This window comes from Neobacillus sp. DZ-9 (assembly GCF_059587065.1).
On record NZ_JCAIOL010000019.1, the window covers coordinates 1 to 13,679 of the forward strand.

At 40.7% G+C, this 13,679-nt stretch carries 11 protein-coding genes and 6 tRNA genes; 15 read left to right on the forward strand and 2 right to left on the reverse strand.

Going from position 1 to position 13,679, the window contains the following annotated elements; all coding sequences use genetic code 11:
* Nucleotides 1–95: 95 nt before the first annotated feature.
* From AC59HZ_RS29335 to rocF, 7 genes are all read left to right on the forward strand, one after another.
* Nucleotides 96–168: transfer RNA gene (locus AC59HZ_RS29335), tRNA-Thr, on the forward strand.
* Nucleotides 169–190: 22 nt separating this feature from the next.
* A tRNA-Tyr gene (locus AC59HZ_RS29340) sits at nt 191–275 on the forward strand.
* Between the two features lie 48 nt (nt 276–323).
* Nucleotides 324–398 (forward strand) — tRNA-Gln (locus tag AC59HZ_RS29345).
* Nucleotides 399–400: 2 nt separating this feature from the next.
* A tRNA-Lys gene (locus tag AC59HZ_RS29350) sits at nt 401–473 on the forward strand.
* Nucleotides 474–527: 54 nt separating this feature from the next.
* Nucleotides 528–602: transfer RNA gene (locus AC59HZ_RS29355), tRNA-Gly, on the forward strand.
* 8 nt (nt 603–610) lie between these two features.
* Nucleotides 611–686 (forward strand) — tRNA-Ala (locus tag AC59HZ_RS29360).
* Nucleotides 687–1,439: 753 nt separating this feature from the next.
* The gene (gene rocF, locus AC59HZ_RS29365) at nt 1,440–2,339 is read left to right on the forward strand and encodes an arginase (RefSeq protein ID WP_496549272.1); all 900 of its coding nucleotides are present in this window, start codon (nt 1,440–1,442) and stop codon (nt 2,337–2,339) included.
* Nucleotides 2,340–2,377: 38 nt separating this feature from the next.
* On the opposite strand, the gene AC59HZ_RS29370 is transcribed toward rocF, so the two are convergent.
* On the reverse strand, nt 2,378–2,539 hold the full coding sequence (locus tag AC59HZ_RS29370; protein ID WP_496549273.1) for an aspartyl-phosphate phosphatase Spo0E family protein: 162 nt from the start codon (nt 2,537–2,539) through the stop codon (nt 2,378–2,380).
* Between the two features lie 181 nt (nt 2,540–2,720).
* Between AC59HZ_RS29370 and sigW the strand changes: the two genes are divergently transcribed.
* The 8 genes from sigW (at nt 2,721) to AC59HZ_RS29410 (ending at nt 11,399) form a co-directional block, all read left to right on the forward strand.
* Nucleotides 2,721–3,284, forward strand: coding sequence for an RNA polymerase sigma factor SigW (gene sigW / locus AC59HZ_RS29375; RefSeq protein WP_496549274.1), 564 nt, complete (start codon nt 2,721–2,723; stop codon nt 3,282–3,284).
* Nucleotides 3,285–3,302: 18 nt separating this feature from the next.
* Complete coding sequence (locus AC59HZ_RS29380) at nt 3,303–3,926, forward strand: zf-HC2 domain-containing protein (RefSeq protein WP_496549275.1); 624 nt, start codon at nt 3,303–3,305, stop codon at nt 3,924–3,926.
* A gap of 136 nt (nt 3,927–4,062) precedes the next feature.
* The gene (gene cdaA, locus AC59HZ_RS29385; protein ID WP_496549276.1) at nt 4,063–4,890 is read left to right on the forward strand and encodes a diadenylate cyclase CdaA; all 828 of its coding nucleotides are present in this window, start codon (nt 4,063–4,065) and stop codon (nt 4,888–4,890) included.
* Nucleotides 4,883–6,109 carry a CdaR family protein gene (locus AC59HZ_RS29390; RefSeq protein WP_496549277.1) on the forward strand — a complete coding sequence of 409 codons (1,227 nt, stop codon included), beginning with the start codon at nt 4,883–4,885 and terminating at the stop codon, nt 6,107–6,109. The genes cdaA and AC59HZ_RS29390 overlap by 8 nt, the downstream gene beginning before the upstream one ends.
* Before the next feature lie 37 nt (nt 6,110–6,146).
* Complete coding sequence (glmM, locus tag AC59HZ_RS29395; RefSeq protein ID WP_496549278.1) at nt 6,147–7,496, forward strand: phosphoglucosamine mutase; 1,350 nt, start codon at nt 6,147–6,149, stop codon at nt 7,494–7,496.
* 478 nt (nt 7,497–7,974) lie between these two features.
* A complete protein-coding gene (glmS, locus tag AC59HZ_RS29400) occupies nt 7,975–9,777 on the forward strand; it encodes a glutamine--fructose-6-phosphate transaminase (isomerizing) (RefSeq protein ID WP_496549279.1) in 1,803 nt (600 codons plus the stop codon).
* A gap of 123 nt (nt 9,778–9,900) precedes the next feature.
* Nucleotides 9,901–10,632, forward strand: coding sequence for a hypothetical protein (locus AC59HZ_RS29405; protein WP_496549280.1), 732 nt, complete (start codon nt 9,901–9,903; stop codon nt 10,630–10,632).
* Nucleotides 10,633–10,634: 2 nt separating this feature from the next.
* A complete protein-coding gene (locus tag AC59HZ_RS29410) occupies nt 10,635–11,399 on the forward strand; it encodes a hypothetical protein (protein ID WP_496549281.1) in 765 nt (254 codons plus the stop codon).
* Between the two features lie 77 nt (nt 11,400–11,476).
* Here AC59HZ_RS29410 and AC59HZ_RS29415 read toward each other — a convergent pair whose 3' ends face one another.
* Nucleotides 11,477–13,585 carry an MMPL family transporter gene (locus AC59HZ_RS29415; RefSeq protein WP_496549282.1) on the reverse strand — a complete coding sequence of 703 codons (2,109 nt, stop codon included), beginning with the start codon at nt 13,583–13,585 and terminating at the stop codon, nt 11,477–11,479.
* Nucleotides 13,586–13,679: the final 94 nt, after the last annotated feature.

Genomic DNA, 13,679 nt, shown 5'->3' on the forward strand with positions numbered 1-13,679 from the left:
GGATTAGCTCAGCTGGGAGAGCATCTGCCTTACAAGCAGAGGGTCGGCGGTTCGATCCCGTCATCCTCCACCATAATTTTATTATGTAAACCTATGCCGGGGTAGCTCAATTGGTAGAGCAACTGACTTGTAATCAGTAGGTTGGGGGTTCAAGTCCTCTCGCCGGCACTTTTTTTAAAAAAATTAATATGGAGGGGTAGCGAAGTGGCTAAACGCGGCGGACTGTAAATCCGCTCCCTCCGGGTTCGGCGGTTCGAATCCGTCCCCCTCCACCATTATATTTTTAAAAAAGTTGGTCATACTAGATATTATCACATCATTATTGGGCTATAGCCAAGCGGTAAGGCATCGCACTTTGACTGCGACATGCGTTGGTTCAAATCCAGCTAGCCCAGCCAGAGAGCCATTAGCTCAGTCGGTAGAGCATCTGACTTTTAATCAGAGGGTCGAAGGTTCGAGTCCTTCATGGCTCATTCTTATATTTAAACCCTAGATTTCCACTTTCTTGGGTTTTTAATTATGAAAATGCGGAAGTAGTTCAGTGGTAGAACACCACCTTGCCAAGGTGGGGGTCGCGGGTTCGAATCCCGTCTTCCGCTCCAAATTTAATGGGGTCTTAGCTCAGCTGGGAGAGCGCCTGCTTTGCACGCAGGAGGTCAGGGGTTCGATCCCCCTAGACTCCACCATCACACTACATATAAAACTTTGCCTTGAATCTTACTGATTCTAGGCTTTTTTTATGGAATAAAATATATAGCTCTATGAAGGACAAAACTCGCCAAGAAAGCTGGTGAAATGTCCTTCATCGCGTCCATGCACATCTAAATCCTACAGGAAAATAAGAAAAGTATGGTTGGTTCTGACAGTTTTCCGACTTCATCGGATTATTTGTTCTATAGAGTTCTCCTATGAGACACTTCCAATAGGATATATGCCCGTAATGTCCCATAGAGCCTTTCTATGGGACACTTTCAATAGGGATATACGTCGTAATGTCCCATAGAGCCCTTCTATGGGACACTTTCAACAGGGATATACGTCATAATGTTCCATAGAGCCCTTCTATGAGACACTTTCAAGATGAAATATGCCCGTAATGTCCCATAGAGCCTTTCTATAGGACTCTTCCTATAGGATTTTCCCTCGTAATGTCCAATAGAACTATTTAATGAGACACATCCCAAAGATTTACCCTCCTAAATGTCCCATAATGGTCTTCAATCGAGAAATTCTCTTTTTATACTTCTTCTTTTCCAGTAACAAAAAAACTAATTAAACGTTTGATTAGTTTTGGTGTTTTACGGTTGTTCAACATTCCAATTATCAACTTAATTGAAATGACGACAACCACGCATATATATACATAATTTTGTCGAGTTGAGTCATTCCACTGAAAGCGGTTAAAATAGTACATATAAAAGGGTAGGAGGAATTTTAATATGGGAAAAAAACTTTCAATTATTGGGATGCCAATGGACTTAGGACAAATGCGCCGAGGTGTAGATATGGGGCCAAGCGCAATCCGTTATGCAGGCATTAATGAAAGACTAAAGCCATTATTTGATGAAATCCACGATCTAGGAGATATTCCAATCGGGAGACCGGAAGTCGTTGTTGATAAAGAATCAAATTTGCGGAATCTCGATCTAGTCGCAGAAAAAACATCCATGCTTGCAGAAAAAGTAGATGAGGCAATCCAATCCGGTTCATTCCCACTTGTACTTGGTGGTGACCACAGCATTGCGATTGGAACCTTAGCGGGTGTTGCGAAGCACTATAATAACCTAGGGGTCATTTGGTATGATGCCCATGGTGATTTAAATACAGCAGATACAAGCCCAACAGGAAACATACATGGCATGCCTTTAGCTGCCAGCATTGGATTAGGGCATCCGAAATTAACGGAGCTAGGCGGTTACTTCCCAAAGGTTAAGCCTGAGAACGTAGTTATTATTGGGGCTAGATCCCTTGATGAAGGTGAAAGAATCCTCATAAAAGAAACTGGAATAAAAGTTTACACGATGCACGAAGTCGACCGTTTAGGTATGGCACACATCATGGAAGAAACGATTGCCTACCTGAAAGAAAGAACAGATGGCGTTCATCTTTCATTAGACCTGGATGGATTAGATCCAAGTGAATGCCCAGGTGTTGGAACACCGGTTATGGGTGGTATCAGTTACCGTGAAAGCCATTTGGCTATGGAAATGCTAGAAGAGGCAAAAATTATTACCTCCGCAGAATTTGTAGAAGTAAACCCTATTTTAGATGAAAAAAATAAAACAGCACAAATCGCGGTTGGTCTTATGGGTTCATTATTCGGAGAAAAGTTACTATAAAAAACAAAGCAGTTGCATTCCCGGCCAATGCAGCTGCTTTATTTTTTCAATAATAGAGTATATTCATTTAGTAAGGAATCAAGCCTCCTGCTCGCTTCAAGCACTTGGTGATGGGCAAACGAGTTTACAGACGCAAGTCGTACCATATCCATCCGGCAGCGTTCAATTTCCGCTAATAGTTCCTCTCCCACGTAAAACATGACCTCTTTCCTATGTATTATTACTTTTATCCCCAGCAGGAAAATCTTTAAACTTGTATTTGAGCCTTTTTGGTAAATTTTTGTTAATATTATAGGTATGGAGAAGTTTTTTCGTTTAAAACGAAACTTTTTTGCTAACGATTCGTATGAACGTATAGCGTATTGGAGCTGAGAAACGTTAATGGAAGCTATTGTTAAAAAGAGAATAAAGCAAGTAATAAAAGGCGATCAGGATGCATTTGGGGAGATCGTTGAAATCTATAAAAACAGTGTCTATCAGCTGTGTTTCCGGATGTTTGGAAATAAGCATGAGGCCGAAGATGTGGCACAGGAGGCGTTTATTCGTGCCTATGTGAATATAAAGTCGTTTAACCAAGAGTTGAAATTTTCCACCTGGCTTTTTCGGATTGCCACCAATTTATGTATCGATCGAATGCGTAAAAAGAAACCTGATTATTACTTAGATGCAGAGGTGGCCGGAACGGAAGGGTTAACGATGTATTCCCAGATTCCTTCCAATACTCCGTTGCCAGAAAAAGAGCTGGAAAGCTTAGAGTTGCAGGAAACCGTACAGAAGGAAATATTAAAACTGCCAGAAAAATATCGGTCTGCGATCGTTTTGAAATATGTAGAAGAATTATCATTAAATGAAATTAGTGAAATTCTTGATCTTCCTCTAGGGACAGTTAAAACAAGAATTCACCGAGGACGGGAAGCTTTAAGACAACAATTACGTTATGTTTGATAAGAGGTGAAACAAAAAATGTGTCCAGAACATATCATCGATCTCATGCACGAGTATTTAGACGAGGAAATTGACCAAGAAAAAGAACGTATCTTAAGAGAGCACTTTCAAAGCTGTAAAGAGTGTGAGGCTATATTTAATGAACTAAAAAAGACAGTAGCCTTCGTTAAAAGTATATCAAATATGCAGGCACCGGCAGATTTCACGGCCAATGTCCTTGCGCGTCTGCCTAAAGAGAAAAAGAAGGTTTGGATGGGGCGCTGGGTTAGAAACCACCCAATGCTCGCCGCAGCCTCACTATTCCTTATTTTAATGGTGGGAAGCTTATTTTCCACCTGGAATCAGGACCGGGAATTCTCGGTATCGAAGCAAAAAAACCTGGTGGTTAAAAATAATACTGTTATTGTCCCTAAAGGTGAGGTCGTCAAAGGCGATGTTATCGTTCGGAATGGGACTTTGAAAATTGAAGGGGAAGTCCAGGGGGACGTTACCGTCATAAATGGCGAAAAGTACCTGGCATCTGCCGGACATGTGACAGGACAAATTGATGAAGTGAACGAAGTGTTCGATTGGATTTGGTATCATATGAAAAGAACGGTCCAGGAGACCGTCGAAATCTTTGACAAGTCTGAAACCGAATAAAAAAACAAATCACTCGTTTATGAGTGATTTGTTTTTTTAAAGAGATACATATAATAAGTACAAGCTTGTTTTGTGCTATAATAATGAAGTTGTATCCAAATATATACGTTTTTAAGAAAATTACGGAGGAAAAACAATGCCGTTTGCCGATTTTACTATATGGAAGTATTTAGCTAGTATTGTTGATATTCTCCTCGTATGGTATGTCATATACAAACTGATTAACATTATAAGAGGAACCAAAGCGGTTCAGTTACTTAAAGGGATTTTTGTCATTCTTCTTGTAAAAGTAGTCAGTGATTTTTTTGGCTTATCCACTTTAAGCTGGATGATGCAGCAAGTCATAACATACGGGTTTCTTGCGATTATTATCATTTTTCAGCCGGAACTCCGCAGAGCCCTTGAGCAATTGGGAAGGGGAAAATTTTTCTCGAGAAGTTCAAGTCCTGATGATGATGATCAGGAAAAAGCTGTTCAGGCGATTATTAAAGCAACTGACTACATGGCCAAGCGCCGCATTGGGGCTTTAATCTCGATTGAAAGAGAAACAGGTATGGGTGATTACATAGAAACAGGTATTCAGTTAAATTCGAAGATTTCTTCAGAGCTCTTGATTAACATCTTCATCCCAAATACACCGCTCCACGATGGGGCCGTCATCATCCAACGAAATAATGTTGCAGCAGCGGCATGCTATCTTCCTTTATCGGAAAGCCCATTTATTTCAAAGGAGCTCGGAACGCGGCACCGGGCGGCATTAGGAATCAGTGAAGTAACTGATAGTATTACCGTCGTTGTTTCAGAAGAGACAGGTAGCATCTCACTGACGAAAAATGGTGAACTTCATCGGGACTTAAAGGGAGAAGAATTTAAGGAACTCCTCACGAGTGAATTGATGATACCGAACAAGACTAAACAAGCTTCTTCAGCTCGTTGGAACTGGAGGGGGAAAAATAATGGATAAGCTGATGGATAATCGCTGGTTTATCAAAATTCTCGCATTACTATTAGCCATTTTGCTTTATTCAACTGTTTCGAACAAAGAAAATAAATTAACGGATATTAACGTCCCAAGCAATACGACCTCTGCGACGATTAAAGATATTCCCGTAAATGTCTATTATGATACTGAGAATTTAGTGGTTTCGGGGATTCCAAACACGGTGGCTATCACAATTAAAGGGCCGATTACCCATGTCCAATCCACAAAGGCCTTAAAAAACTTTGAAGTGTATGTGGATTTGACAGACGCTAAAATAGGGAAACAAAAAGTAAAGCTTAAAGTAAAAGATTTATCAGATAAACTAAAGGCCACCATTAATCCTGTTTCTGTTACCGTGAATGTTCAAGAAAAAATCACAAAGGAATTTAAAGTGGAAGCAGAATTTAATGCAAGTCAAGTGGAGGAAGGCTATTCAGCTGGACAGCCGGTTGTCGAACCAAACAAAGTAAAAATCACCGGTGCAAAAAGCGTGATTGATCGAATTGCCTTTGTCAAAGCAACACTAGAGGAAAAATCTAAACTAAAAGAGACGATCACCAAAGAGGCCCGTGTACAGGTTCTTGACAAAGACTTGAATAAATTAGACGCAGTGGTCGCACCAGAAACCGTAAAAGTGACGATACCAATAAAAAATAATAGTAAAATTGTTCCGATTAATATTATTAAAAAAGGAACGCCTCAGGATGGTATTACGATTGATTCCATTGATTTGGATGTGAAGGAAGCAACGATTATTGGACCGGAAGATATTCTTAAAGACACCGAAAGTGTCCGCGTAGAAGTGGATGTCAGTAAAATTACTGAAAACACTACCCTTAATCTTCCAGTGATTATTTCAAATGGGATCACGAAGGTGACACCGCAAATGGTAAAAGCAACGGTCTTGGTGAAAAAGCAAGAGGAAAAAACCGTTTCGGGAATACCGTTAAAAATCCAGGGATTATCTGATTCTTACATAGCGGAGATCAATGACCCTTCCAATCAGATCATCAATCTGATCGTAAACGGACCAAGTTCGATGGTAGATGGATTAAGGCCTGAGGACTTTAATGTATATATTGATTTATCCAATTTGGATGAAGGCAGTCATGAAGTGACGATCCATGTGGATGGCCCTGCCGATGTCAACTGGAAGCCTAATAAAGCGACTGCAAAAATTACAATTACGAAAAATGCCTAATACCTAGCAATAATTGTTGAAGGAGCGATTTTTTAAAATGGGAAAATATTTTGGTACCGATGGGGTACGCGGAGTAGCAAATAGTGAATTGACACCGGAATTGGCCTTTAAATTAGGCCGATTTGGCGGATATGTTTTAACAAAGGATAAAGATCGGCCTAAGGTTTTGATTGGCCGTGATACCCGTATTTCAGGGCATATGCTCGAGGGTGCCCTTGTGGCAGGATTGCTGTCAATTGGAGCGGAGGTCATGCGTCTTGGCGTGATTTCGACTCCAGGGGTAGCTTATTTAACGAAAGCTTTAGGAGCACAAGCCGGGGTCATGATTTCGGCTTCCCATAATCCAGTAGCCGATAACGGGATTAAATTTTTCGGCCCTGATGGTTTTAAGCTTTCTGATGACCAGGAATTTGAAATCGAGGAGCTTATCGATATGCCGGAAGACCAGTTGCCTAGACCTGTAGGTGGTGATTTAGGCTTGGTCATGGATTATTTTGAAGGAGGACAAAAGTACCTTCAATATTTGAAGAATACAGTGGATGAGGATTTCTCCGGAATCCATATTGCACTGGACTGTGCGAACGGTGCGACATCTTCTTTAGCAACTCACCTGTTTGCTGATCTGGATGCAGATTTGTCTACGATGGGGGCTGCACCTAACGGATTAAATATCAATGCCGGTGTCGGTTCAACGCATCCAGAAGCACTCGCAGCCTTAGTGAAGGAAAAAGGGGCCGATGTGGGACTTTCCTTTGATGGTGATGGGGACCGCTTGATTGCGATCGATGAAAAGGGAGAAATCGTCGATGGCGACCAAATCATGTACATTTGCGGCAAATATCTAAAAGAACAAGGACGCTTAAAGCATGGAACAGTTGTATCCACCGTTATGAGTAATCTCGGCTTTTATAAAGCGCTTGAAACACATGGCATTCATAGCGTTCCGACCGCTGTTGGCGACCGTTATGTAGTTGAGGAAATGAAGAAGAGCGGCTTTAATCTTGGCGGGGAACAATCTGGCCACATTATTTTCTTGGACTATAACACAACAGGCGATGGTTTATTATCAGGGCTTCAATTAGTGAATATCATGAAAGCAACCGGGAAGCCATTGTCAGAGCTTGCTGGTGAAATGAAGAAATTCCCGCAAAAGCTTGTAAACGTAAGAGTGACTGACAAACATCATGTGACCGATAATGTAAAGGTTAAAGAGATTATTGAACAGGTTGAAGAAGAAATGGCTGGAAACGGGAGAATTCTTGTTCGGCCGTCCGGAACCGAGCCATTAGTCCGCGTTATGGCCGAGGCTCCAACAAAGGAGCTTTGTGAATCGTATGTTGATCGCATTGTCACAGTCGTAAAAGCAGAAATGGAACTAAAAGAATAGAGATATCGTCTAATATGCATAAGGGAACTTCCGACTCCCTTATGCATATTTTATTATGTAAGGCCTTATGAAAAATGGAAAAAAATATATTTTGTGTAATTAGTTGACGGGTTGCCTCCAATCATGTAGTATTAACTTGCTTTGTTTATTCAAAGTTCCTTTTTATCATTTTTAAAAAGAAAGGTGGGCAGAGGGCGAAACTGTTTTACTAAAGCGCCTGGACTAATCGAGAGACGGTTGATTAGTTGACGAGGAGGAGGTTTATCGAAACTTCGGCGGATACCTCCCGGCTGTGACGCAAGGCCGATAATTCCTACTTTAAAACACTTAGGTAACTTTGTGCACAAAGAGAAGGAAATGCGCATACTAAAAGTAATGTTTAAAAGGGTATAGACAGATACCCGACTAAAACAGAGATAAGGGGGCAAGGTGGGCCTCCAAAACGTTCTTGCCCCCTGTATCAGGGAGGATAAAAAAAATGTGTGGAATTGTTGGTTATATTGGAAATAATGACTCGAAAGAGATTTTACTAAAAGGTTTAGAAAAACTTGAATATAGAGGGTACGACTCAGCGGGTATTGCTGTGAAAAATGAGAACGGAATTCATGTTTTTAAAGAAAAGGGCCGAATTGCTGATTTGCGTGCGATTGTCGATGAGAGCATTTTGGCTAAAATCGGTATTGGACATACTCGATGGGCTACCCACGGGGTACCAAGCAAGGTGAATTCACATCCGCACCAAAGCGCATCTGGACGTTTTACGCTTGTGCATAATGGTGTAATCGAAAACTATGATCTTTTAAAGCGTGAATATCTAACAGACGTAACATTCGTTAGTGAAACAGATACAGAAGTTATTGTTCAGTTGGTTGAACGTTTTGCAAATGAAGGCTTAGAGGTTTTAGAAGCATTCCGCAAAACATTGACTCTTTTACATGGATCTTATGCTTTAGCACTTTTAGATGCTGAAGATAATGAAACCATCTATGTAGCAAAAAATAAAAGCCCATTACTAGTTGGCTTAGGTACAGACTTCAATGTTGTGGCGAGTGATGCCATGGCGATGCTGCAAGTAACGGATCAGTACGTTGAAATAATGGATAAAGAAATTGTTATCGTGACAAAGGATGATGTAACAATTCAAAACCTTAACGGTGAAGTTATTAACCGTGCACCATATAAGGCTGAACTAGATGCCAGCGACATTGAAAAAGGCACGTATCCTCATTACATGCTAAAAGAAATTGATGAGCAGCCGCTTGTGATGCGTAAAATAATTCAAACGTATCAAAATGATCAAGGGGAATTATCGATTGACCAAGAAATCGTGGATGCGTTAAATGCTGCCGACCGCCTTTACATTATTGCGGCAGGTACTTCTTATCATGCCGGACTTGTTGGGAAGCAGTTCATTGAAAAAATGGCGAAAATCCCTGTTGAAGTTCATATCTCTAGTGAATTTGGCTACAACATGCCGCTGCTTTCTGAAAAGCCATTGTTTATCTTCATTTCACAAAGCGGTGAAACAGCTGACAGCCGTGCCGTTCTTGTCAATGTCAAAGAAATGGGTTATCCTGCGTTAACAATCACCAATGTTCCTGGTTCTACGCTTTCTCGTGAGGCAGACTATACATTGCTCCTGCATGCAGGTCCTGAAATTGCGGTTGCGTCTACAAAGGCATATACAGCGCAATTGGCTGTCCTTGCGATTATGGCTGAAGTAACAGCTAAACGCCGCGGTTTAGAAATTGACTTTGACCTTGTTCATGAACTTGGCTTGGTGGCAAACGCAATGGAAGTCCTTTGTGACTCTAAAGAATTGCTTGAAGTAATCACAAGAGAATTCCTATCTGTAACACGCAATGCCTTCTTCATCGGCCGCGGCATCGACTTTTACGTCTGCTTAGAAGGTGCCTTAAAACTGAAAGAAATTTCTTATATTCAAGCAGAAGGATTTGCCGGCGGGGAATTAAAGCACGGTACGATCGCTTTAATCGAAGATGGTACTCCAGTTATTGCCCTTGCAACTCAGGCAAGTGTAAACTTAAGCATCCGCGGTAACGTGAAGGAAGTCGTAGCACGCGGTGCCAACCCATGCATCATTTCGATGAAGGGATTAAATATGGACGAAGACAGCTTCGTCATTCCAGAAGTAAATGAATTATTAACACCACTTATCTCTGTCATACCATTACAAATACTTGCCTACTACGCAGCCTTGCACCGTGATTGCGACGTCGATAAGCCGCGTAATCTTGCCAAGTCTGTAACGGTTGAGTAATTTGTTCTTAAGAATCGGGAAACGTGCTTTATGTACGTTTTCTCGGTTCTTTTTTATTTGGTTAAAACATAATAAAGGGATATGTGTATTAATGGTGAATTATGTAAATTAGGAGGTTGAACTATGACCATTAATTATAATTTTGCTTTTTTATTTCAACTTATTCCCATTATTACGCTTATTTTAGCATGGTATGTTATTGCAATACTTGCCTATCGAATGATGAAAAAACAGCAAGTGAAGCCAAAAGCCTGGAAGGTTCTTTTTTGTGTGCTAGTCGGTCTTTTTTCTTTTTCGATTAATTTTCCGTCAATGTGGAATACGCCGATTAAGATATCCATCCTGCCACTTGGTGTTTGGATTTTGTATGCATTTTTAAAAAGAAAGGAAGGGCGCTGGGAAACTTATAGGCGGTTCGCGTGGCTGGGGTTTTGGGCTAATTATATTTTTCTGGCCTCTGCACTGATGGAGATACCCGTTCAAAATGTTATATATCCTAAAAATGAGCTGTCTACTTATATGTCTAACGTTGAGAATGCATCGATCAGGAGTATCCATCCCTCTGGGAAAAAACGTGTTTTAGATACAGATACTCTGTTAAAAGAATTACATAATATGAGTCAAGAAAAAATTCAGGGTATTCAATGGTATCAAGAACAGGAAATAAGGGATGAGCAATCAACCAAAAAGAATGAACGGTTTCCCTATCAGCTTTTCGGAACAACGTCTAAATGGGGAAGCGGCCTGAAGCCGATTATTTATTTAGAAGCGGATGGAAAGGGAATATTAGTTTCAGCACCTCAAAAGCAGCTTTATTTTCGTTCCAATGAGTCATTGCTGAAAGGAGAGGAATAAACATGCTGAACAAGAGACTCGTCTCGATTGGTTTAGTAGGTGTTGTCATTGTATTGGCGGCAGCAGCCTGGTTTTATTGGTTTAATTTTTCCAAACCTTCCTCCTTTCCTGCGAATGAACAATTGATTGAGAGAATGAATAAGGTTTTTCCAACAGCAGCCGTTAAGAGCATTCAGGATACGGTTCATGTTGATAAGCGGCATGTGTTCGTTCCGTTTGTATCGGAAGAGGGCCGGTATGGGGTGAGTTATTGGGCTTGGAGGGAGCATAAATGGAAGTTGCTTTCTATTGATAATGCCGGGGAGCCGCGTCTTTGGAAGATTAATAGTAATGATCCTTCAACGTTTTACATAGCGTGGAATTCCCACCCGGATGACAAAGTGAGCTATATGAAATTCTATTTTATTCGTGACAGAGGATTTCATGGGTTTGAGGGAGTCGAAACGTATGAACCAAGGATCCAGTTAGAGAAAAAGGTAACACTCACGGATAAGTCCTATGGTGTATTACGACTGCCGGTTGAATGGTCAGCGATTATGAAATCATTGCAGCAAGCAGGAAATCCAAATATTTCCGATGTGCTTATTAATAGTGTGTTACCAAATAATAATGATTTGTTTTTCGGGTTTATTCCATTTGACAAATCAGACCAAGAAGCAGGAATCATGAACTCTGTGAATGGCAGCAGTTATATTAATAGTGATATAAATCTCGATTATATAAGTGTTTTAAGCAAATCTGAAATTGAGGAACCATTAGAACAATAAGGAATGGGTCCCGCAAAATAGGTGTTATAAAAAAACGAGCTTGTTATTTTAATCTAACAAGCTCGTTTTTGGGGATTCTAGTTATTCCTGCTAGCCGCTTTGTCCTTTTCTAATAAAACGATTAAGCCAGGTAATAAAATCCCTCTGATTAAAAAGGTATCCAGCAAAATACCCACCGCGACAATGAAGCCAAAAATAAACAGTAATTGGATGGGCTGTGTCATCAAAACAGCAAAGGTTGCAGCGAGAATAATTCCTGCAGAGGAGATGACCCCGCCTGTGTTAGCGACAGCAATTTCTACTGCTTTTTTAACAGAATGCTTGGCTCGTTCTTCTTGGAACCTTGAAATAAGCATAATATTGTAATCAATGCCGAGCGCTACCAAGAAAACAAAGGCATAAAGAGGTACGCGGTTACTGATGGTGTCAATATCAAAGAAAAGGGTGCTTAAAAACTTGCCCAATCCCAATGCAGCAAAGAACGAGATTAATATCGTTCCCATCATGTAAATCGGCATTTTAACTGATCTTGTTAAGACGATTAACATCGCAAAAATTAGAATCGTTTCCATCAAAACAATGATAATGACATCCTTATTATTAGTAGAACGGTCATCGACTTTCACAGCGGTTTCCCCTGAAAAATAAAGTTTCCCATTAAGGTGACTGTCTCTGGTGATTTGTTTATCGTGGCTTATGATTTTCTCTAAGGCATCCAAGGTTTGTGCAGAATATGGGTTTCCTTGAAACGTTAAACTATATTGAATTACCGTTTTGTCCTTAGCAGATCCAGATAATCGGACATTACTAACACTTGGCTGCCTGGCAAGTGTATTACGTAATGTTTCTTGTTCTTCGGCAGTAATTGGTTTTGATGATTCAAACACGACGGTTGTAGGGGCAAGTTCACCCCTCTCAAATTTATCAGCTAAGATTTCATAGCCCTGGCGGGAAGGCATATCCTTAGGGAACGATTTCAGCGTATCGAACTCATACTTCAAATTAAATAGATTACTAGCAGACAACAGCAGGAAAAGACCAATTACAAAAACGGAAAGTCCGGGCTTCCTTACAACGAAACGACCGATTGTGCCCCAAAGAATATGTTTCTTGGCCGATTGCCCCTCAACACGCGGAATTTTAGGCCAGAAGGATCTCCTGCCGAAAAGAGTAAACAAAGCTGGAACGAGTGTAACGGATGCAATCATGATCACAACCATGGTGGTGGCAAAGGTTGGGGCAAAGCTTTTGACATCTCCTAATTGAGCAAAAAACAATACGAGCATTGCGGCTAAAACAGTTCCCCCGGAAAAGAAGACCGGCATTCCAGTTTCTCTCATTGCCGCTCTCATGGCATCGAACTTGCTTTCATGACGGGTGAGTTCTTCTCGATAACGGGAAAACACAAATAAGGAATAATCGATCATCGCAGCAAATAACAAAATTGACATTATGGAAATGGTTTGATTGCTCAAAGCTAGGCCCGCTTTACCCATTAACCCAAGTAACTGCATTACCACTTCATAGACGAAAGCTGCTGCCAAGAGTGGAATCAAGGCCAATAACGGTGAACGATAAATCACAATCAATAAAATAAGGATTAAACCTACTGTAGATAAAATAAGGACAACATCTGCACGCGAAAAAAGATCAAGAGAATCTGCAGCAATCCCTGCAGGTCCAGTAACATACAGCTTAATATCAGTTGAATCAGCGGCAATTTTTTTTATTTGTGCTAAGGATTGCTTCATATCCTTTGCTTCTAGAGAAGAGTCAAAGGTTAAAGGGATAATGGCCGTCGTCTTGTCGTCTGAAAAGAAACTGGCGGCTGCTTGTGGAGGCAGGGATGCTAACGGGATGATTTGGGAAATCCCGTTAATATTTTCGTTTTCGATTTTAGCTAAAACCTCTGCAAGCTTTGCTGAGGTGATCTGACCGTCTCCAGATTGGAAGACTAATATGGCAGGGGTTCCTTCATTATTAGGAAAATACTGATCCATCTTTTTTTGTGCGATGGCAGATTGGACATCATCAGGAAGGGAATCGATTCTCGATACCTCGTAGTCCTTTGCATTTGGAGCAAACACAGCCAAAACAATGGTGATGACGAACCAGGCAGCAAGGGTGATCCACATTCCTTTTTTGGTCGAAACATAGTCGGTAATAGCTTGTAAGAATAACTTCATGTATTTGCTGTTACCCCTTTCCTTTTTTAGATTTAAAGTGACACATCTGTTACTTTAGTGAAAAAATAAATTGACACTAATGTCACTATTATTA

What these genes read in the sequence shown, in the direction of transcription:
- rocF (WP_496549272.1), top strand. Translation starts at nt 1,440, where the DNA reads ATGGGAAAAAAACTTTCAATTATTGGGATGCCAATGGACTTAGGACAA.
- AC59HZ_RS29370 (WP_496549273.1), bottom strand. Translation starts at nt 2,539, where the DNA reads ATGTTTTACGTGGGAGAGGAACTATTAGCGGAAATTGAACGCTGCCGG.
- sigW (WP_496549274.1), top strand. Translation starts at nt 2,721, where the DNA reads ATGGAAGCTATTGTTAAAAAGAGAATAAAGCAAGTAATAAAAGGCGAT.
- AC59HZ_RS29380 (WP_496549275.1), top strand. Translation starts at nt 3,303, where the DNA reads ATGTGTCCAGAACATATCATCGATCTCATGCACGAGTATTTAGACGAG.
- cdaA (WP_496549276.1), top strand. Translation starts at nt 4,063, where the DNA reads ATGCCGTTTGCCGATTTTACTATATGGAAGTATTTAGCTAGTATTGTT.
- AC59HZ_RS29390 (WP_496549277.1), top strand. Translation starts at nt 4,883, where the DNA reads ATGGATAAGCTGATGGATAATCGCTGGTTTATCAAAATTCTCGCATTA.
- glmM (WP_496549278.1), top strand. Translation starts at nt 6,147, where the DNA reads ATGGGAAAATATTTTGGTACCGATGGGGTACGCGGAGTAGCAAATAGT.
- glmS (WP_496549279.1), top strand. Translation starts at nt 7,975, where the DNA reads ATGTGTGGAATTGTTGGTTATATTGGAAATAATGACTCGAAAGAGATT.
- AC59HZ_RS29405 (WP_496549280.1), top strand. Translation starts at nt 9,901, where the DNA reads ATGACCATTAATTATAATTTTGCTTTTTTATTTCAACTTATTCCCATT.
- AC59HZ_RS29410 (WP_496549281.1), top strand. Translation starts at nt 10,635, where the DNA reads ATGCTGAACAAGAGACTCGTCTCGATTGGTTTAGTAGGTGTTGTCATT.
- AC59HZ_RS29415 (WP_496549282.1), bottom strand. Translation starts at nt 13,585, where the DNA reads ATGAAGTTATTCTTACAAGCTATTACCGACTATGTTTCGACCAAAAAA.